At 70.1% G+C, this 19,542-nt stretch carries 13 protein-coding genes; 7 read left to right on the top strand and 6 right to left on the bottom strand.

Annotated elements, in window-relative coordinates:
- Positions 1 to 63 precede the first annotated feature (63 nt).
- A complete protein-coding gene (gltB, locus tag JQX13_RS04380) occupies positions 64 to 4,620 on the top strand; it encodes a glutamate synthase large subunit (protein ID WP_203407818.1) in 4,557 nt (1,518 codons plus the stop codon).
- Positions 4,621 to 4,623: 3 nt separating this feature from the next.
- Positions 4,624 to 6,087, top strand: a complete 1,464-nt coding sequence (locus JQX13_RS04375) for a glutamate synthase subunit beta (RefSeq protein ID WP_203407817.1) — start codon at positions 4,624 to 4,626, stop codon at positions 6,085 to 6,087.
- 16 nt (positions 6,088 to 6,103) lie between these two features.
- Here the strand turns inward: JQX13_RS04375 and JQX13_RS04370 are convergent, their stop codons facing one another.
- Entirely contained in the window at positions 6,104 to 8,062 is a 1,959-nt protein-coding gene (locus tag JQX13_RS04370; RefSeq protein ID WP_203407816.1) for a carboxypeptidase regulatory-like domain-containing protein, read from the bottom strand.
- 74 nt (positions 8,063 to 8,136) lie between these two features.
- On the opposite strand from JQX13_RS04370, the gene JQX13_RS04365 reads away from it, so the two are divergent.
- Together JQX13_RS04365 and JQX13_RS04360 are read left to right on the top strand one after the other, a co-directional pair.
- Complete coding sequence (locus tag JQX13_RS04365) at positions 8,137 to 8,754, top strand: glutathione S-transferase family protein (protein WP_203407815.1); 618 nt, start codon at positions 8,137 to 8,139, stop codon at positions 8,752 to 8,754.
- Between the two features lie 259 nt (positions 8,755 to 9,013).
- Positions 9,014 to 10,150, top strand: a complete 1,137-nt coding sequence (locus tag JQX13_RS04360; protein WP_239014531.1) for a hypothetical protein — start codon at positions 9,014 to 9,016, stop codon at positions 10,148 to 10,150.
- 80 nt (positions 10,151 to 10,230) lie between these two features.
- Here JQX13_RS04360 and JQX13_RS04355 read toward each other — a convergent pair whose 3' ends face one another.
- The 3 genes from JQX13_RS04355 to JQX13_RS04345 all read right to left on the bottom strand — a co-directional run bounded on the left by JQX13_RS04355 (position 10,231) and on the right by JQX13_RS04345 (position 12,243).
- Positions 10,231 to 10,602 (bottom strand): hypothetical protein, encoded by a 372-nt coding sequence (locus JQX13_RS04355; protein ID WP_203407814.1) that lies wholly within the window; start codon positions 10,600 to 10,602, stop codon positions 10,231 to 10,233.
- A 359-nt stretch (positions 10,603 to 10,961) separates the two neighbouring features.
- A complete protein-coding gene (locus JQX13_RS04350; RefSeq protein WP_203407813.1) occupies positions 10,962 to 11,546 on the bottom strand; it encodes an imm11 family protein in 585 nt (194 codons plus the stop codon).
- Positions 11,547 to 11,559: 13 nt separating this feature from the next.
- Positions 11,560 to 12,243: an AHH domain-containing protein gene (locus JQX13_RS04345; RefSeq protein ID WP_239014530.1), complete on the bottom strand. Its 684-nt coding sequence runs from the start codon at positions 12,241 to 12,243 to the stop codon at positions 11,560 to 11,562.
- A 27-nt stretch (positions 12,244 to 12,270) separates the two neighbouring features.
- On the opposite strand from JQX13_RS04345, the gene JQX13_RS04340 reads away from it, so the two are divergent.
- The 3 genes from JQX13_RS04340 to JQX13_RS04330 all read left to right on the top strand — a co-directional run bounded on the left by JQX13_RS04340 (position 12,271) and on the right by JQX13_RS04330 (position 17,532).
- The gene (locus JQX13_RS04340; RefSeq protein ID WP_203412651.1) at positions 12,271 to 12,735 is read left to right on the top strand and encodes a hypothetical protein; all 465 of its coding nucleotides are present in this window, start codon (positions 12,271 to 12,273) and stop codon (positions 12,733 to 12,735) included.
- Positions 12,736 to 12,838: 103 nt separating this feature from the next.
- On the top strand, positions 12,839 to 13,303 hold the full coding sequence (locus tag JQX13_RS04335; protein ID WP_203407811.1) for a DUF4150 domain-containing protein: 465 nt from the start codon (positions 12,839 to 12,841) through the stop codon (positions 13,301 to 13,303).
- A gap of 263 nt (positions 13,304 to 13,566) precedes the next feature.
- Positions 13,567 to 17,532, top strand: a complete 3,966-nt coding sequence (locus tag JQX13_RS04330) for a DEAD/DEAH box helicase (RefSeq protein ID WP_203407810.1) — start codon at positions 13,567 to 13,569, stop codon at positions 17,530 to 17,532.
- Here the strand turns inward: JQX13_RS04330 and JQX13_RS04325 are convergent.
- Entirely contained in the window at positions 17,516 to 18,268 is a 753-nt protein-coding gene (locus JQX13_RS04325; protein ID WP_239014529.1) for a carbohydrate deacetylase, read from the bottom strand. The two genes, JQX13_RS04330 and JQX13_RS04325, sit on opposite strands and share 17 nt — an antisense overlap.
- Positions 18,265 to 19,434, bottom strand: coding sequence for a polymer-forming cytoskeletal protein (locus JQX13_RS53685; RefSeq protein WP_239014528.1), 1,170 nt, complete (start codon positions 19,432 to 19,434; stop codon positions 18,265 to 18,267). The genes JQX13_RS04325 and JQX13_RS53685 overlap by 4 nt, the downstream gene beginning before the upstream one ends.
- Positions 19,435 to 19,542 lie beyond the last annotated feature (108 nt).

The raw sequence follows: 19,542 nt of genomic DNA, 5'->3' as shown, positions 1-19,542 counted from the left end.
AAGCCCCATCGCACTAGACTCTCCGCGTCAAACGGGATGTACCCGTCGCGAAGGGGAACGCAGATGTCGGACCGAATCCCGGGCCGCTATGGGCTGTACGAACCAGACACCGAGCACGATGCCTGCGGCGTGGGCTTCGTGGCGCACATCCGGGGTGAGAAGTCGCGCGGCATCGTCGAGGACGCGCTGGAACTGCTCAACCGGCTGAGCCACCGGGCCGCGGCGGGCAAGGATCCCGAGACGGGGGACGGCGCCGGCATCCTCGTGCAGCTCCCCCACCGCTTCTTCGAGCGGGAGCGGCTGGGCTTCCCGCTGCCGCCCCGCCGTCAGTATGGCGTGGGCATGGTGTTCCTGCCCTCGGACGCGGAGGCGCGGATCGCCTGTGAGTCCGTGCTGGAGCAGGTGGCCGCCGACGAGGGCCAGCGCGTGCTCGGCTGGCGCGACGTGCCGGTGGAGCCCTCGTTCCTGGGCCGCCTGGCCCGCGAGGGAGCGCCCGTCATCCGGCAGTTCTTCGTGGCCCGGCGCCGCGTGGTGCCCAGCGCCTTCGAGCGCAAGCTGTTCCGCATCCGCAAGCTGGCCGAGCGGCGCATCAACGAGCGCGGGTTGGATCCGGAAGGCCAGTTCCACGTGGCCAGCTTCTCGGCGGAGACGCTCATCTACAAGGGCCTGCTCCTGCCCCGGCAGCTGCCGCGCTTCTACGTGGACCTGCAGCACCCCGAGTTCGTGAGCGCGCTGGGCCTGGTGCACTCGCGCTTCTCCACCAACACCTTCCCGACCTGGGAGCTGGCCCAGCCGTTCCGCTACATCGCGCACAACGGTGAAATCAACACGCTGCGGGGCAACCGCAACTGGATGAACGCGCGACGGGGGTTGCTTCAGTCGGCCAAGTTCGGCGGCAGTCTGGAGCCCCTCTTCCCCATCATCGTCCCGGGCAAGAGCGACTCGGCGCAGTTCGACAACATGGTGGAGCTGCTGTGCCTGGGCGGGCGCCAGCTTCCCCACGCGATGATGATGATGATCCCCGAGGCGTGGGAGGGCCACACGCTCATGAGCGACGAGCGGCGCGCCTTCTACGAGTACTCCAGCTCGCTGCTGGAGCCGTGGGACGGGCCGGCCGCCATCGCCTTCTCGGACGGGCAGCTCATCGGCGCCACGCTGGACCGCAACGGCCTGCGCCCGGCGCGCTACCTCGTCACGGAGGACGATCGCATCATCCTCGCCTCGGAGACGGGCGTCATCGACGTGCCGGCCTCGGCGGTGCGCCGCAAGGGGCGCCTGACCCCGGGCCGCATGCTGCTGGTGGACACGCTCGAGGGCCGCATCCTCGAGGACGAGGAGGTGAAGAGCGACATCACCACGCGCTGGCCCTACCGGCGCTGGCTGGAGCACAACGTCTTCACCTTCGATGACCTGCCCACGGTGCCCGCGCCGACGCGGCTGGGAGGCGAGGAGCTGTGGCGGCTGCAGCGCGCCTTCGGCTACTCGGACGAGGACGTGCGGCTGCTGCTGAGGCCCATGGGCGAGACGGGTAAGGAGCCGGTGGGCTCCATGGGCACGGACACGCCGCTGGCGGTGCTCAGCGACCAGGCGCCCTCGCTCTTCAACTACTTCCACCAGCTCTTCGCGCAGGTGACCAACCCGCCCATCGACCCCATCCGCGAGTCGCTGGTGATGACGCTGGCCACCGGCCTGGGCCCCGAGGGCAACACCTTCGAGGAGACGCCGGACCAGTGCCACCGGCTGTCGCTGCCGGGCCCCATCCTCACCAACGGGCAGCTGGCGAAGCTGGCCGCCATCAGCAACGAGGGCGTCTTCGAGACGCACCGGCTGAGCCTGCTGTACCCGGTGGCCGGGGGGCAGGACGCGCTGGAGGCGGCTCTGGAGCGGCTGTGTACCGGGGCCCTGGAGGCGGTGGACGCGGGCGCGAGCATCCTCGTGCTGAGCGATCGGGGGGTGGACGCGGTCCATGCGCCCATCCCCTCGCTGCTGGCCGTGTCCGCGGTGCACCAGCGGCTGGTGCGCGACGGCATCCGCGTGTACACGGGCCTGGTGCTGGAGACGGCCGAGGCGCGCGAGGTGCACCACTTCGCGTGTCTCTTCGGCTACGGCGTCTCCGCGGTGAACCCGTACCTGGCGCTGGACACGCTGCGCGCCCTGGCGGAGGCGGGCGAGCTGCCGGTGGACCACGAGAAGGCGCAGGAGAACTTCATCCACGCCGTGGAGGAGGGCCTGCTGAAGGTGATGTCCAAGATGGGCATCTCCACGCTGCAGTCGTACCGTGGCTCGCAGCTCTTCGAGGCGGTGGGCCTGGATCGGCGGCTGGTGGAGCGGCACTTCACCGGGACGCCCTCGCGTGTGGAAGGCGTGGGCCTGCCGGAGCTGGGCCGCGAGGTCCAGGAGCGGCACGCACGCGGCTTCGGCGAGGCGGCGGACCACGAGGTGGAGCAGCTCCCCGTGGGCGGCCAGTACCAGTGGCGCCGCCGGGGCGAGACGCACAAGTGGAACCCGGCCACCATCGCCAGGTTGCAGCAGGCGGCGCGCACCAATGACGCCGCGCTCTTCGCCGAGTACTCGAGGCTGGCGGACGACGAGTCGCGCGAGCACTGCAACCTGCGCGGGCTGCTGGAGGTGGCGACGGAGGGCCGTACCCCCGTGCCGTTGGAGGAGGTGGAGCCGGCGTCGGAGATCGTCCGGCGTTTCGTCACCGGCGCCATGTCCTTCGGCTCCATCAGCGCCGAGGCCCACGAGACGCTGGCCATCGCGATGAACCGCATCGGCGGGCGCTCCAACAGCGGCGAGGGTGGCGAGGAGTCGCGCCGCTACCTGCCGGACGAGAACGGAGACATGCGGCGCAGCGCCATCAAGCAGGTGGCCAGCGCGCGCTTCGGCGTCACCACCGAGTACCTGGTCAACGCGGCCGAGCTTCAAATCAAGATGGCCCAGGGCGCCAAGCCGGGCGAGGGTGGACAGCTCCCCGGCCACAAGGTGGACGAGCGGATTGCCCGCGTGCGCTGGTCCACGCCGGGCGTGACGCTCATCTCCCCGCCGCCTCACCACGACATCTACTCCATCGAGGATCTGTCGCAGCTCATCTATGACCTGCAGTCGGTGAACCCGGCGGCGCGGGTGAGCGTGAAGCTGGTGAGCGAGGTGGGGGTGGGCACCATCGCCGCGGGCGTGGCCAAGGCCGGCGCGGGGTGCGTGGTCATCTCCGGTTACGAAGGTGGCACGGGCGCCTCGCCGCTCTCCAGCATCAAGCACGCGGGTCTGCCATGGGAGCTGGGCCTGGCGGAGGCGCAGCAGGTGCTGGTGCACAACGGACTGCGCGGCCGCATCCGGGTGCAGGTGGACGGAGGCCTGCGCACCGCCCGGGACGTGCTCATCGCCACGCTGCTGGGCGCCGAGGAGTTCGGCATGGCCACCGCGAGCCTCATCGCGCTCGGGTGCATCATGCTGCGCAAGTGCCACCTCAACACCTGCTCGGTGGGCATCGCCACGCAGGAGGCGGGTCTGCGCGAGCGCTTCCACGGCAAGCCCGAGCACGTGGTGAACTTCTTCTTCATGGTGGCCGAGGATCTCCGCAAGCAGATGGCGGCCCTGGGCGCGCGCCGGCTGGACGAGCTGGTGGGCCGCGTGGAGCTGCTGCGGCAGCGGCCTTCCATGGACCACTGGAAGGCGCAGCGGGTGGACCTCTCCGCGTTGCTCGTGCAGCCCCATGCCTCCTCGATCGAGGCCCGGCGCTGCGACTCGCCGCAGTTCAAGGACGTGTCGGACCACCTGGACCATGATCTGCTCCAGCACGCGAAGGCCACGCTGGAGGGTGGGGCGCCCACGCTCCTGGTGCGGCCGGTGAGCAACACGCACCGCGCCGTGGGGGCCATGCTCTCCGGTGAGATCGCCCAGCGGTACGGGGCGCGGGGTCTGCCGGACGGGCAGCTGCGCATCCGGCTGCAGGGCTCGGCGGGACAGAGCTTCGGCGCGTTCCTCGCCAGCGGCGTGACGTTGGAGCTGGAGGGTGATTCCAACGACTACCTCGGCAAGGGGCTCTCCGGCGGACGCATCATCGTCTACCCGCCCTCGGACAGCCGCTTCGTCCCCGAGGAGAACGTGCTCGTGGGCAACACCGTCCTCTACGGTGCCACGGCCGGCGAGGTGTACCTGCGAGGGCTCGCGGGCGAGCGCTTCGCGGTGCGCAACAGCGGCGCCCAGGCCGTCGTGGAGGGCGTGGGTGACCACGGCTGCGAGTACATGACGGGCGGCGTGGTGGTGGTGCTCGGGCCCACCGGGCGCAACTTCGCCGCGGGCATGAGCGGAGGCCTCGCCTTCGTGCTCGACCGCGAGCGCTCCTTCCGTCAGCGCTGCAACCTGGAGATGGTGGAGCTGGAGTCGCTGGTGGACGAGTCGGAGATCTGGCTCGTGCACGGGATGATCGAACGGCACCTGCACCACACCGGGAGCGCGCTGGCGCGGCGGGTGCTCGACAACTGGGAGCTGATGGTGCCGCAGTTCGTGAAGGTCATGCCCACCGACTACAAGCGCGTGCTCCAGGCGCGCCGGGCGGCCCGCAAGCCGCCTCCGGCCACCATGCCGCGTCTGCAACTCGTGGGAGGGGAGGGCTGAGCCATGGGCAAGACGACCGGATTCATGGAGTGGAATCGCGTGCCCGCCCCCAAGCGGGAGAAGTCCGATCGGGTGGGGGACTCGCGCGAGTTCGTGTTGCCCCTGGCCGCCGAGGAGGCCAAGCGGCAGGCGGGGCGCTGTATGGACTGTGGCGTGCCCTTCTGTCAGCAGGGCTGTCCGCTGGGCAATCCCATCCCCGACTTCAACGACGCGGTGTACCGGGGGAAGTGGAAGGAGGCCTACGTCGCGCTGAGCGGCACCAACAACTTCCCCGAGTTCACCGGCCGGCTGTGCCCGGCGCCGTGCGAGGCCGCCTGCGTCCTCAACATCGACCAGGAGCCGGTGACCATCGAGCAGATGGAGAAGGAGATCAGCGAGCGGGCCTTCGCCGGGGGCTGGGTGCGTCCCCGTCCGCCCGCGAGCCGCACCGGCAAGCGCGTGGCGGTGGTGGGCTCGGGGCCCGCGGGGCTGGCGGCGGCGGCGCAGCTCAACCAGGCGGGACACAGCGTCACCGTGTACGAGCGGGATGACCGGGCCGGAGGCCTGCTGCGCTACGGGATTCCCGACTTCAAGCTGGAGAAGTCCGTGGTGGACCGGCGGCTGAAGCTGATGGAATCCGAGGGCGTGGAGTTCCGCTGCGGCGTGGACGTGGGCCGTGAGCCGGGCTTCCGCGCGCTGCGCGAGCAGTACGACGCCGTCGTGCTGGCCATGGGCGCCAGGAAGGCGAGGGAGCTCGAGGTGCCCGGACGCGAGCTGTCCGGCGTGGTGCAGGCCATGGACTACCTGGAGCACCAGAACCGGGTGGTGGCGGGACTGACCCAGCTCGAGCCCCGGCTGAGCGCGGCGGGCAAGCGGGTGCTCATCCTCGGAGGTGGAGACACGGGCTCGGACTGCCTGGGCACGGCGCTGCGCCAGGGCGCGGCGAGCGTGACGCAGGTGGAGTTGATGCCCGCGCCCCCGAAGGTGCGTGCCGAGAGCAACCCGTGGCCGCGCTGGCCGCTCATCTTCCGCACCTCGTCGAGCCAGGAGGAGGGCGGGGCGCGCGAGTTCGGCCTGATGACGAAGAAGCTGGTCGGCACGGACGGCCGGCTCCAGGCGCTGCACGCGGTGCGGGTGGAGTTGCAGCGTGAGGCGGGCGGAGCCCTCCGGCTGGTGGAGGTGCCCGGCTCCGAGACGGTCTACGAGGTGGACCTGCTGGTGCTGGCCATGGGCTTCACGGGGCCGGACACCGGGGCGCTGGCGGAGGACCTGGGCGTGAAGCTCACGCCGCGAGGCAACGTGCTGGTGGACGCGAGCTTCGCCACGTCGGTGGACGGCGTGTTCTGCGCGGGCGACGCGAGCCGGGGCGCGAGCCTCATCGTCTGGGCCATCTCCGACGGGCGTGAGGCGGCGAAGGCCGTCGACACGTACCTGTCGCAGGAGGCCTCCGCCTTGCCGACGCGGGGCAAGGACTGCTCCTTCGGCTGAGCCCGTCCGGGTTCTCCTATCGGCGGATGCGCCGCCGCGTCACGGGGATGTCCACGATGGGCGCGGCGCTTCCGTCCGTGCCCACGGCCGAGGCCTTGCGCACGCCGAGCACCAGCCGGCTGCCCTCGGGGCCCCGGATGCGCTGGACGGCGTTCGCGAAGCCCATCTCCACGACGGGGCGCCCGTCGATGTGCACGATGCTGTCCCCCGTGACGAGCCCCGCCTCGGCCGCGCCTCCGCCCGGGGCGATCTCGCCCAGCACCAGCGCGTCCTCTCGCGGGGCGAGCACCGCCCCGATGCCCACCAGTTCCACCTGAGGCTCCTCGCCCTCCTCCGTCTTCCGCAACTCGATGGTCAGCGGGGGCGCGGTGTCTCCACGCGCGGTGATGCCGGAGAGGATGCGGCTGTGGTGCCCGGCGGCGGAGACGAACAGGGACAGCTCGCCCGGGGGCAACCCGTCGAGCGTGAAGTCGCCCCGTGCGTCCGTGAGGGCGTCATAGCGCAGGGACAGCGCTCCCTCTCCCGTTCCCACGCCCTCGACGGAGATGCTCGCGTGCTCCAGCGGGACTCCCGAGCCCTCCTCCACCACGCGCCCCGCCATCTTCGTCCCGCGCGAGAGGGAGAGGTCCGTCGTCACCGGTCCCGAGGCCCCTTCCGGCACCTCGACCTGCGCCTCGGATGGCGCGTAGCCGGACGCGGCCGCCTGGAGCACATAGCTCCCGGCCGGTACTCCTGCCACCACGTAGCGGCCCTGCGCGTCGATGAACGAGTGCTGCGTGAAGACGTCCCGCTGCAAGGGCCCTCGCTTCGTGAACACGGCCAGGGTGAAGGAGGGCAGCGGCCTGCCCGTGGCCGCGTCGCGCACCGTGCCCACCAGCCTCGTCCCCGCCGCGAGCGTCAGCACCAGGTCCTTCCGGCCCGTCCTCACGTCTCGCAGCTCCCCGGGCGCCAGTCCCATCGACCTCGCGGTGACATCGTAGGTGCCCGGCTCCAGGCCCTCGAGCGTGAAGCGTCCCTCCGCGTCCGTCAGCGTCTCGTACCCGAGCTCATCGCCATACCTGCGAGGCCAGGCGCTCGAGGCGGATGTCACGGACACCAGGGCCTGGGGCACGGCCGCTCCTTCTCCGTCCACCACGCGCCCCGCCAGGGACTCTCCCGGAGGGGCGGCCTGAGCGCTCTCGCGCCTGCCCAGCTTCAACACCACGCGGCGCGCCAGCGCGGCCGAGGGTGTCACCTCGGCGCGGGCGGAGGCGTAGGCCGGGTGGCGGGCCTCCACGCTGGCGCCTTCCGGTGCGCGGAAGCGGAACTCCCCGCGCGCATCGGACGTGAAGTGGTCCGACGTGGGGAAGAGCACCGACTCACCCCCCCGGCCCGTCAGCACGCGCACCTGCGCTCCAGCGACGGGCTGTCCGTCCGGGTCCTCCACGCGGCCCAGCAGCTCCACCTCGGGCGTCAGGGCGAGCACGATGTCCGAGATGCGCTGGCCGGGCACGGCCGTGAATCGGATGGGGCTCTGTCCCCACTCGGGGCCGAAGGGCAGGTAGCCCCGTGCCGTCACCACCGCGAGCTGCCACGTGCCCGCCGTGGGCGGGACGAAGCGGAAGCGTCCGTTGGCCTCCGTGCGCGTGGACGCGGCGCCCCCCGCTCCGGCGAAGGTCAGCTCGGCGTTCGCCACGCCCTCACCCGTGGTGGCCGAGATGACGAGGCCCTCGAAGGAGCCCCGCGACTCGGCCGGGTCCTCGGCGTGCGTGGCGGGCACCAGACGCGAGGGGAGGGCGGTCGCGGCGTGCGGGGATTCCGGCCTCTGTGACGTTCGTGTTCCGGCGCGAGCGGGTGCCGGCTTCGAGGCCCCCGCGCCTCCTGCCCGTGGTCCATCGGGCACCCGCTCCCCACCGTCCCCACGGAGCAGGACGAGCAGTCCACCCACGAGCACCAACACGATGATGAGCAACCAGACTGTGCGCTTCCGGTCCATGGCGCGAAAGGCTAGCGCAACGGACGGGATGGCTCTTATAGCCTCGCGCCGCTTCAACCCACGGAGGAACACTCATGAAGCTCTATGGTCATCCGGGCAGCACCTGCACCCGAAAGGTCCTCACCACGCTCGCCGAGAAGGGCCGCGAGGCCGAGTTCGTGTTGATCGACCTCTCCAAGGGCCAGCAGAAGTCGCCCGACTACCTGGCGAAGCACCCCTTCGGCGTCGTCCCCTTCCTCGAGGATGACGGCTTCACCCTGTACGAGTCCCGCGCCATCATCCGCTACCTCGACGCGAAGCTGCCGGGGCCCAAGCTCACCCCGAGCGACCATCCCTCCTTCGGCCGCATGGAGCAGTGGCTCAGCGTCGAGCAGTCCTATTTCACCCCGCACTGCATGGCCATCGTCATGGAGCTCGTCTTCAAGCCCATGCGCGGCGGCACGCCCGACATGGACAAGGTGAACAAGGGCCGGAGCGAGAGCGCCAGGGTGCTCGATGTCGTCGACCGGGCCCTCATGTCCCAGGCCTACCTCGCGGGCGACACGTTCTCGCTCGCGGACATCTCCTGGCTGCCGTACCTGCAGTACCTCTCGGCCACTCCCCACGGCACCCTCATCACCGAGCGTCCGTTCGTGAAGTCGTGGTGGCAGCGCATCAGCACCCGTCCCTCGTGGAAGAAGGTGAACGGCTAAGCCAGTTGAAGTAAGTCCTGTCAGGGGGGGCTCGCGCAGGACGAGCCCTCCGTGCTTGCCCCGAATGCCGCAAGCGGACCAGCAGTCGAACAGTATCGGGATGGAAGGCCTCACCGGCAGCAGGTCGAAGCTTCGCATCGGCGTCAGCACCCCACGCCCAGTGCGGCTTGTACCGTGCCGTAGGGCTGCCGGAGAATGGGGCCCTCGTCGTCCGTCGGAGCAGAGGCCTTGCAATCTCGGTCGAAGGAGAGCCAACACGGTGAGCGGTGCTCGTATGCAGACCTGGGTGAAGGCCATGGGGATGGCATCGGCTTTGGGGCCACTGGTACCAGGGTGCGCTGCCTTCCGGGCCGGGCTGGTCCGGTCGGCTCCAGCTCCCGATTTCGAGACCTTCTTTCCCGGAGACGAGGAGCCCGGCACCGTGGCGATACATGCGGCGGGCGCGGCCACCTATGGCTTCTCCGGAGTGGGTCGGTTGGTGGCTCTGTTGGTGGAAACGCTGGTGGACCTGTGCTCGCGTGAGAACCTCGAGCACCTGAGCCCTGGGGCGGGCCTGTACCTCGCCCTGCCGGATCCGGAGACGCGCGGCTTCACCACGAGGAAGGAGCCGAGGGACGAGGATCCCCCCGACGCGAGCAAGCGCGTGGCCCTGCTGGCGGAACGGGTCGTGCGCGGAGCCTGGGAGGTCTTGGGGTTGCCTTCCTGGAAGGGTCCGCTGCGCGCATTCCATGGAGGCACCGCCGCTTTCGCCCAGGCGCTGGCCGCTGCGGAGGAGGATCTACGCGCTCGACGGACTCAAGCCGGGCTCATTTGCGCGGTGGATAGCCTCGTTTCCTCGCGGACGCTGGAACTCCTCAACGAGGAGGGCCGGCTCAAGACGGCCGCGCACCCTGTGGGCCTCATGGCGGGCGAGGCCGGCGTGGCGCTGGTACTCGTCCCGCCCCCTCCGGCCAGGACTCAGGTGCCGGAGCCGCCCGTGCTCGTCCGGGACGTGGTGCTGGACATGGAGCCCCACCTTCGACACGTCGGGCGTCCATCCGATGGGCGAGCCATCGCTCGGTGCGCGCAGACGGCACTGGGGCCCCTCCCCCCTGGCGTACCTCCTCCCGTGCTCGTCCTGGACCATGATGGCCAGCAGCACCGCGCGCACGAGTGTGGAATGATGCTGCTCCACTTGAGTGCCCAGGAAGCGCGCTTCCGCGACTGTCGTATCTGGTTGCCCGCTGAAGGATTCGGCGCCACCGGTGCGGCCTCTGGAGGAGTGGGCACCGCCACGGCGCTCCGGGCTTTGCGGCGTGGCTACGCTCGTGCCCCGTCCCTCCTCGTCCTTTCCTCCTCAGACACGGGAGAGCGTGCCGCCATCCACCTGGCGCTGGCCCCGGGCCGCGCGGGCTGAGCGCGAGGACACCCGGCGAGCGGGTCCACGCATCACGAAGAGCATCTGGCTCCAGTCTTCGAGGCAGGGTCCTTGGCCATCTACCTGGGCTGCCCCTTCGCCGCCTGGAGGTCGGCCAGCAGGCTGGCGCGCGACGTGCGATACCGCGCAAGCACTACCGAGAGAGGCTGGTGCAGGAGTCGGCCGTCACCCAGGTCCGAGAGCAGCTCCCGGCAGGCGGGGGTGGAGGCGAATGCCCCGCTCAGGAGATGTCGGCGCGAGGCCTCGTCCCTGCCACCAGCGGAGGGCAGCTCGCAGCGAGGAATCTCCGCCTCGAAACCGGGGGAATCGATATCGTCGAAGACGGTCACCCGGAAGCCCGGGCCCGGCGCCATCGGCAGAGCCTCCGGGTGCGACCACAGCCGGTGGGCCACCAGCCCCAGCCCGAGGCGAATCGCGTACCGCGCGAACACCTGGCAGTCCTCATACCAGGCGTCCTGAGCCTCGAAATCGGGAGGGGGGGGTAGGCGAAGCGCTCAACGGCGGTGACGAGCGTCGCGTGCTCACCCGGGTTGAGCAGATCACGCAGCGACAGAGCCGCACTCGCCCCACTCGGCGCCCCTTCATCGGACAGTCCGAGGGCGTAGCCGAAGTAAAAGCTCTCCTGCTCATGGCCCAGACCCAGCCACGCCAACTCATCGGGACGGGCCCAGCGCTCCCGCTCCAATTCGGGCACGGGCAGGTACCGGCGGATGACGAGCCAGTACGTGTCGGCGAGGGTATCGACGAAGGCTTCGAAGGCGAGGTGCGATGACATGCGGCTCGCGGTGAGTCAGAGCTCCAGGCCTTTCCAGCCCTCGGCGGGGTAGGTGCGGAAGCCGGTGAGGCCCGCCTCGTTGAAGGCGGCGAGCACATCCTCGCGGAGGAGGATCAATCGGCGCATGCGGCTGCAACGGAAGAGCTTCGCCTCAGGGGAGATGGCGTCCGGCTTGAGGGCGAGCTTCTTGATGCGGCCAATCTGCTCCTTGTTGATGTTGTTCATCTTGTAGTCGGAGCGCTCCATGTCGATGGCGTCCTCGCCCCCGAGCAGGTTGAGGATGGCGTAGTTCTCGGCCACCACGTTGCCTCGGTGGTCCTTGAGCGCCACGGGGAGGAACTCGGCGTTGGGCACCTTCAGGGACTCGATGAGCTGCCGGGCCTTCTCGGAGACGATGAATGCGCTGAGGATGTTGGGCTGGAAGTCGTAGAGCTTCCGGAAGTCAGGAAAGCTCTTCGAGAAGACGACCTCCGCCCGGCCAGGGAACTCGCGGGCCAGACTGATGCCCTCGTCGAACTTCCAATCTGCCGGGCTGCCCTGTGGGTACGCGTCAATGACCGCACCATCCTGGGAAGCCGTCTTCAGGACAAAATAGTTCATACGCTGATGCTCCTCAGAAGAGCGCCCCGTTCTCGTAGGTGCTACTGCCCTTCTCCGGGGCGAAACGGACGTTGTCGTGGACGTAGGTCTGGCCCGAGGTCACCGCGGCCACGACGACCTCACTCAGGCCAACGATGAAGTCCCAGAATTCTTCTTCCAGGTCCTTGAGTTGCTCGAAGAGGTCCAGTTCCACGTCCTTGTGGTCCTCCCCCTTGTCGATCTTCGCCTGAATGTCCTTGGAGATGTCCTTGAGCCGTCCCATCACCCGCTGGGTGTAGCGGGGGTGGTCGCCCGGGTGCTGGAGCAGGGTGTGGACGGGCACGGCCCAGGACTCCTTGGGGAGCATGATGATGTTGTGGCCGTGGTTGAGGTTGTAGTCGGTCAGCAGGATGAGCCGGAGCTGCTGGTAGGTAAAGCAGGGGCCTCTGGCGGTCTCGTAATAGAAGGCAGAGCCCGGAAGGATGTGGTGCGCCTCCCAGATATAGGGAGTGCTCTGCCCCACCGGCTTGCCGTTTTCCTCTTTCGCCTTCGGGCTGAAGTTCTGTACCGGGCCGCCCGGGAACTCGGCCATCTGCCGCACCATGTCGCGGATCTGCTCCAGATGGGGGTGTCCGAAGTTGCGATAAACCCCGCGTCCGTTCTTGGCGCGGATGTAGTCGGAGCCCCGCTGGGCGTACTCGTCGTCCTTACCGAACACTCCCCCCTGGCGGAAGCAGTAGCCGCAGTGTCCCCCACCGAGTGGCAGAAGCAGGAGGAGTACGAGGATGAGTTCCTCTGGGCTCGCGTGCTGCAAGAGCTGGCGCGTCAGGATCATCCCTCTCTCCCCTCATTGGAGTGCTTGCTCACCCGGTTGGAAGAAGTGGGACAGGAGGCACATGCCAGCCGGTGTGGACTGGTCCGCGCCCTGCTCTCCGGGAATCAGAGTGCCTTCGCCGAGTACTTCGCCACGGCCCGGATGGAATACGAGGAAGAGACGGAGAAGCGCGCCCGAGCTTTCGCCACGCCCGTCACTGCGTTCGCGCCCCACCGCTTCCTCTGGCTGGAAGGACTGGGCCTGCTGCGCCTGGGTGAGCGAGCGGGCTTCCAGCTCACGGACATGATGTACCGCTATTGCCCACCGCTCGCGCGGGTGCCCATGAAGGTCCGGTACACCGGGGACTGGGCCATTCGCACCCAACCCCGCGCATGACCGCATGTCACCCACCAGGCCACCAGGGACTCCTCACCAGACCGGTGCTCGCGCTCTGTGGACCCCGTGCGGTAAGTAATATGTGCCCTTCGGAGGTAGACCCATGGCCGTCAACACCGGTGTCAACAAGATGTCCGTCGTCACCAAGGACAGCGACGGCACCACCGTGGCCTTCCCGGACGTGTGCAAGACGCCCAGCCCCGGAGGCCCCGTCCCAATTCCCTACCCCAACGTGGCGAAGTCCTCGGATACCGCCAAAGGCACCAAGAAGGTAACGGTGGGCGGAAACCCGGTGTGCGTGAAGGACTCCAACTTCAGCACCAGCACGGGCGACGAGGCGGGCTCCGCTGGCGGCGGCGTGGTCTCGAGCAAGACAAAGGGCAAGGCCGAGTTCGTCAACTTCTCCTTTGACGTGAAGTTCGAGGGCAAGAACGTGGCGCGCGCCATGGATCTCATGCTGCACAACGACAAGAACACGCCTCCCTTCCCGCTCATCCAGGGACCAGTCATCGCCAATGGAGGAAGCGCGGGCAAGTCCAAGTGTCTTGTCTGTGATCACGACATCTAAGCACACCCAGTCGACAGGAGCTCGACCAGCCGTCCGCGCTCCGGTGCTCGGAGGGCCGTGAGCTCCCTCCGGCCGCCCCGGGGCATGACGTGCCCCCACCGGGTCCACAATCGAGACGACCTGGTGCTTCTGGTGACCCCCTCCCACTTGAAGGGTTGGGTTTCCCCGTCCGGGGCAGAGGCCCCACGGCCGAGGGTCCGACGACCGCGAATCCCGTGTCGCGGCAGCGGACAAATGCGTTCGCTGGGGTTATTTTGGAAGTCATGTCACAGGAACCACTTGAGAAGTCATCTCCCCAACTCGGACCCTGGTTGGGCCGCTGGCTCAAGCGGGCGGAGCTCCGCGAGCTGGCTGGAGAAGAGGTATACGCGAAGGGCCATTCACTGGTGATCAAGGACCGTGTGCTTCGGTGGACGGTGGAGGGCGACACCGTCCAGGGCGAGGTGCGGGGACGTGGCGGTGTGTTCCTCCCCGTGCGGGTGTCCGCCGACGCGGACGGTCTGGACCTCGACTGCCGGTGCGTTCTCTTCCTCGAGTCCGGCGTCTGCGAGCACGCGGTGGCGCTCGGGCTGGCGCTCCTGGAGCGCGTCTCCCCCGAATCCAAGACCCTTCATTCAGGCTCCTCCCTCGCGGAGCCTCCTGCCCGCACCCATGCGGACGTGCAGCAGTGGCTGGAGACGCACCACGTCACCCACCTGCGCCGTGTCCCCCTCTCCGAGCTGGAGCCCTTCCTCCCGCGTGGCTTCAGCGTCACCCACAGGCTGCACTCCCTCGACTCCCTGCCCATCGTGTCGTTGCTGGATGGGACACTGCCCGTGTTCCCGATGGCCTTCGCCCACGCTCGCTCCACGCTCGAACGGGCGGCCTGGGAGCTGGCCAAGGAGGAGGTGCGGCGGGTTCGTCAGGGGCTCGACTGGGAGCGCCAGGCCTCCCGGCCGCCCCCCACCGATGCGCGCCTCATGCCCCTCGTCCAGGCGCTCCAGCAGGTACGCGCCCGCATTCGGGAGCATGCGTTCCCCCGCCTGCTCTCCGAGGGAGAGCTCCAGCTCCTCTTTCCCCCGCGGGACAAGCCCCTCGTGGTGCACGCCCATGAGATGTCCATGGCGAGCGGCCCGTCGAGGACCCATGGCTACACCCACCGCCAATGCGTGCTGCTGGAGCTGCCGCGGGTGCTCGAGGGAGAGGACGCCGTCAGCTGCTCGGTGTGTGGGCCGGGAGCCCCCCCTCGTTGTGTTCACGCGCTCTCGGCGGTGGATGGGCTGCTCGGCGCGCTAGGGGATGTCCGGCGGAAGCGGGAGAACGCGGAGCTCGCCGAGCTCCTCTTCGTGCTCCCGGGCCGGCAGTTCCTCCTCACGTTGGAGAAGGCCCAGTCGCTGGCGCGAACCCGTCAGGAGTCCCGAGCCCCCGCCCTCTCCGTGTCCTTCCGGTTGGAGGGGATGAACGAGGGGGAGCCACGCCTGCGGCCCTTCCTCCACCGGCCGCTCAAGCGGGGCGGCTGGTCCAAGGGCTCACCCGTGTCACCCTTCGAGGAGCGCGATGCCCTGGCCGTTCTCTCCTCGCCCGAGGAGGTGGAGGCCTTCCAGTTGTGCCGCATGCTGCCCCAGCAGTACAGCGCGGAGGATCGCCGCCGACTCCTCGTGCAGAGCCTGCGTCTGTTGGCGCACAGCCCCCGGCTGGTGCACGAGTCGATACTCGGCAAGCCGCTGCGGGTGCGCGAGGTGCCGCTCGGCTTCGTGTTCGAGGACACGGAGGAGGGGCTGGGGGTGCGTCCCGCCGTCGGGGGCACCCCGGTGTCGCCGGGTGTGTGGCGTGAGCTGGTGCGGAATCAGGTGCCACAGCCGTGGCTCTATCTGGAGCCCGAGTTACCGCGGCTATCGCTGGTGTCCGTGTCTCCCGAGGCGCTCGCGGTGCTGGAGTTCGTGGTGAACCATGGGGGGAGACTGCCGGAGGCGGTGCGCGGAGAGCTGCTGCGCCATCTGGGCGGAGTGGAGTCGGCCTTCCCCGTGTCCCTGCCACCGTCCCTGGAGGGGCGCGAGGTGCCGGCCGAGCCCGGGCTGCTGTTGCGTCTGAGGCCCACGGGCGCGGAGACGCTGGAGGGCGCGCTGCTCGTCCGGCCCCTGCCCGAGGCCGCGCCGCAGGTACCGGGCGAGGGCGCCGAGGTCGTCCGGGGCGTGAGAGGGGGCGAGCGTGTCCGGACTCGCAGGGATCTGGAGGCCGAGCGCGCCGAGGCGGCGGCGTTGCTGGAGCGGCTGGAGCTGCCGGTGGAGGCGCACGCCCGTTTCACCTTGGAGGGGCCGGAGGCGGCGCTCGGCTTCCTCGAGCGGTTGGAGCCCCAGGTGGGCCCCGCCCTGCGCGTGGAGTGGGAGGATCGGCCGTGGAGCGTGGTGCGCTCGCCGGACGCGCAGGGCCTCAAGGTGGAGGTGCGCCGGGAGCGGGACTGGTTCGGCGTGCAGGGCGGCGTGCAGTTGGAGGGTGAGCGGGTGGCGCTGGCCGTGATGCTGGACGCGCTGCGGCGCGGGCACCGCTACGTGCCGCTGGCACCCGGCCGTTGGATGCGGCTCACGGATGCGCTGCGCGAGCGGCTCTCGCCCCTGGCGGACGTGGCGCACGCCTCGCGTGGACGGTGGGAGGTGAGCGCCGCGGCGGCGCCCGTGCTGGACGAGTTGGCGGAAGCGGGAGCGGACGTACAGGCTCCTCCGGACTGGCTCCGTCTGGCCGGGCGCATCCGCGAGGCCCAGCGGATGGAGGTGCCGGTACCCGCGAACCTGAAGGCCGAGCTGCGCGACTACCAACGCGAGGGCTTCGTCTGGATGGCGCGGCTGGCGGCCTGGGGTGGGGGTGGGTGCCTCGCGGACGACATGGGGTTGGGCAAGACGCTGCAGGCGCTCGCGCTGCTGCTGCACCGCGCGGAGCAGGGCCCGGCGTTGGTGGTGGCACCCACCTCGGTGTGCTTCAACTGGCTGCGGGAGGCGGCGCGCTTCGCTCCCTCGCTGAAGGTCCACGCCTACCGCGAGGCGGAGCGGGAGTCGCTGCTCTCCGGCCTGGGCGCCGGGGACGTGGTGGTGGTGAGCTACACGCTGCTGATGCGCGAGGCCGAGCGCTTCGCCGCCGTGTCCTTCGCCACGCTGGTGCTGGACGAGGCCCAGGCGGTGAAGAATCCCGACACGGCCCGGGCGAAGGCGGTGCGGGCGCTGAAGGCCGAGGCGCGCATGGCCCTCTCGGGCACGCCGGTGGAGAACCGGTTGTCGGAGCTGTGGAGCCTCTTCCGGCTCGTCTTCCCGGGCCTGCTGGGCAGCCGTGAGTCCTTCCGCGAGCGTTTCATCGGCCCCATCGAGCGCATGAAGGATCCCCGGGCGCGCGCGACGCTGGCGCGGCTGGTGCGGCCCTTCCTGTTGCGGCGCACGAAGGGCGAGGTGGCGCGCGAGCTGCCTCCCCGTATGGAGACGGTGGTGCCCATCACCCTCTCCGAGGGCGAGCGTCAGCTGTACGAGGACACGCGGCTGGCGGCGCTGGCGCGGCTGGAGGAGGCGCGGGGCCCGAAGAAGCGCTTCGAGGTGTTGGCGGCGCTCACCCGGCTGCGGCTCGCGGCCTGCCACCCGAGGTTGGTGGACGCGGACTCGCCGCTGTCCTCCTCGAAGCTGGAGCGCCTGCTGGAGGTGGTGGACGCCGTGCGCGCCGGGGGGGGCAGGGCGCTCGTCTTCAGCCAGTTCGTCAAGCACCTGGCGCTGGTGCGCGAGGCGCTGGAGGCCCGGGGCGTGCCGCTGCAGTACCTGGACGGGCAGACGCCCGCGGCCGAGCGGGAGACGCGGGTGGCGGCCTTCCAGCGGGGCGAGGGCGATGTCTTCCTCATCTCGCTGAAGGCGGGAGGCACGGGGCTCAACCTCACCATGGCGGACCACGTCCTTCACCTGGACCCGTGGTGGAACCCGGCGGCTGAGGACCAGGCCACGGACCGGGCGCACCGCATCGGCCAGACGAAGCCCGTCACGGTGACGCGCCTCATCTCCGAGGGCACCATCGAGGAGGCCATCCTCGCGCTGCACGAGGAGAAGCGGGACCTGGCCAACAGCCTCCTGTCCGAGGCGGATGGGGCGGCGGCGCTCTCCACCGAGCAGCTCCTCTCGCTGCTGCGTCACGGGCCCGAGGAGGAGTCCACCTCCGGGGCTTCGCTGCCCGAGCCCCTGGCCAGGGCGCGCCCGCGGCTGGCCGAGGCTACCCGGCACCCGTGAGGACACGGAAGTCGGTGGGCTTCAACCCGAGCCGTGTGAGCGCCATGCGGGCCCGCGGGTGGAGGAAGGTGGCGAGCTCCACCTCCCGCTGCCGGGCATAGCCGCTCTTCACCACCTCGGGCGTATGGCCCGGGTGACACATCAGCTCGGTGACGCCCTCCTCGGGGAGCGTGGCGAGGTGCTGCTCCAGTCGCTCCAGCGTCCAGTAGGCCTCCGCGCCCGCTCCGCCGATGAAGTGGTCGTTGGTGGGCACGCCGAGGGCCCGCAGCGCGCGGCGCATGTCTGCGTCCATGGAGCGCACGGGCAGCAGGGCCGCGCGGGCGGCTCGTGCCAGGCCCTCGAGCACGCCGGGGTGGCGGTGCAGGCGCTTGTGCACGTCCACGTGCGTGGCCGGCCGGCCGAGCAGCGCGTCCAACCGCTCCAATTGGGCGAGCGCCTCCGCCTCCACCACGTCCGGCGTCAGGTGCTGGGCGAGCGGCTCCGAGAAGGCACCGTTCCGGAGGAAGCGGCTGGGAAACGCGGCCCACACGGGAAGGCCCTGGGAGAGGTTGAAGTGCAGGCCGAGCGACAGCCCCCGGGCCTCGCGAGCGGCGGTCCCGGAGTAGGGCGTGTTCACCATCAAGGTGGCCGAGGAGACGATGCCCTCCTGCATGGCGCGGAGGATGCCGCGGGTGACGGCCGGGTCGTACCCCAGGTCGTCGGCGTTGATGATGAGGGCACGCCTCGGAGGGTTCACGCGCGGGCCTCGGTGGGCTGGCGGCTCCGCACCACGGTGAGGAGGAGCGCTCCCAGTCCGAAGAGGATGGTGGCCAGCGCGGCGAGCCCGCCCAGCACGGGCACGAGCCCCACCAGCGTCAGCAGGACGAGCCCCACGAGTAGTGCCACCACGAGGTGGGCCCCCGCCTTGTGGAAGCGCTCGAGCAGCCATCGGCCGATGAGCATGCCCACCACGGGGAAGCACAGCGCGATGGCGAGGGCATGGAGGGCGAGGATGAAGAGGCCGATCCACCAGCCTCCGAGGAACAGGCCCACGAGGAAGACGAAGATGGCGGCGATGGGGATGCCCACGAAGAGCGCGGCGCCCCAACCCAGGCTGGGCAGGGGTTGTTGGCGCAGCATCGCGGGCGCGCGGCGCGCGAAGTTGGGAGAGAGGAGCACGAGCAGCAGCCCCAGCGCGAACAGTCCGATGAGCGAGCGAGCCCAGAAGTAGAGGCCCAGGAAGGGGCCCCGGCCCCGGGCGCGCTCGGGGTCGAACCGCTCCACCGTGCCGGCCACGACGGCACCGGGGGCCATCTGCGCGTCCCGGTCTCCGCGGTAGCTCAGGTTGCCGCCGATGCGCGCGCCCTCGTTGAGCCGCAACGTGTCCACCTCCGCCCGCACATCCTGTCCCACCGGCGCCGATAGCGTGAGCGTCCCCGCGGCGGCGTGTAGCTCGCCCACCACCGGGGCGTTGACGCGGGCATCGCCGGAGGCGAGGTAGAGATCCCCGCCCACGCGGGCTTGAGGGGTGAGTATCAGGTTGCCAGCGGCGAGTATCGCGTCCTCACCCACGGGTCCGCTCACGAGGAGCTCGTTGCTCGCGGCCCGGAGGCTGCCGCGCACCTGACTGGAGATCCGGCTCCTCGCGGAGGCGGACATCACATCCCCCTCGACGGTGCCGGAGATATCCACCTGCTCGCCCGCGGCGATGACATCTCCCCGCACGGTGCCCAGGATGCTCACGACTCGGCCGAAGGCGTAGAGATCCTCGTCGATGACCTCCTGGGGACCGACCTGCACCAGGTCGCCGCTGCGGAACTCGGCGGCCAGGGCCAGACCGGGCATCAGCAGGGCCCCGAGTATCATCAGGGTGGGGAGGCAGGAGACCTGGCGCCTCCCGTGGCGCTCGAGCTTCGTGGTCATGACGCATCCCTCCCGCGTGTGGGTACCCAGCTCAACGCTGGAGGCCACCTGTCCCTCGGACAAGAGGCGGCGGGCGGCCATGCCCTCCACCGCAGGTGCCATCGGCTT

The organism is Archangium violaceum, assembly GCF_016859125.1.
Classification (GTDB): domain Bacteria; phylum Myxococcota; class Myxococcia; order Myxococcales; family Myxococcaceae; genus Archangium; species Archangium violaceum_A.
Note: the sequence above shows the minus strand (reverse complement) of the source record. Positions and strands in the feature narration are given on the sequence as shown.

Bases quoted from the DNA above. Each gene is read 5' to 3' on its own strand.
- JQX13_RS04365 (WP_203407815.1), top strand. From the start codon at position 8,137: ATGAAGCTCTATGGTCATCCGGGCAGCACCTGCACCCGAAAGGTCCTC.
- JQX13_RS04350 (WP_203407813.1), bottom strand. From the start codon at position 11,546: ATGAACTATTTTGTCCTGAAGACGGCTTCCCAGGATGGTGCGGTCATT.
- JQX13_RS04375 (WP_203407817.1), top strand. From the start codon at position 4,624: ATGGGCAAGACGACCGGATTCATGGAGTGGAATCGCGTGCCCGCCCCC.
- gltB (WP_203407818.1), top strand. From the start codon at position 64: ATGTCGGACCGAATCCCGGGCCGCTATGGGCTGTACGAACCAGACACC.
- JQX13_RS04335 (WP_203407811.1), top strand. From the start codon at position 12,839: ATGGCCGTCAACACCGGTGTCAACAAGATGTCCGTCGTCACCAAGGAC.
- JQX13_RS04370 (WP_203407816.1), bottom strand. From the start codon at position 8,062: ATGGACCGGAAGCGCACAGTCTGGTTGCTCATCATCGTGTTGGTGCTC.
- JQX13_RS04330 (WP_203407810.1), top strand. From the start codon at position 13,567: ATGTCACAGGAACCACTTGAGAAGTCATCTCCCCAACTCGGACCCTGG.
- JQX13_RS53685 (WP_239014528.1), bottom strand. From the start codon at position 19,434: ATGACCACGAAGCTCGAGCGCCACGGGAGGCGCCAGGTCTCCTGCCTC.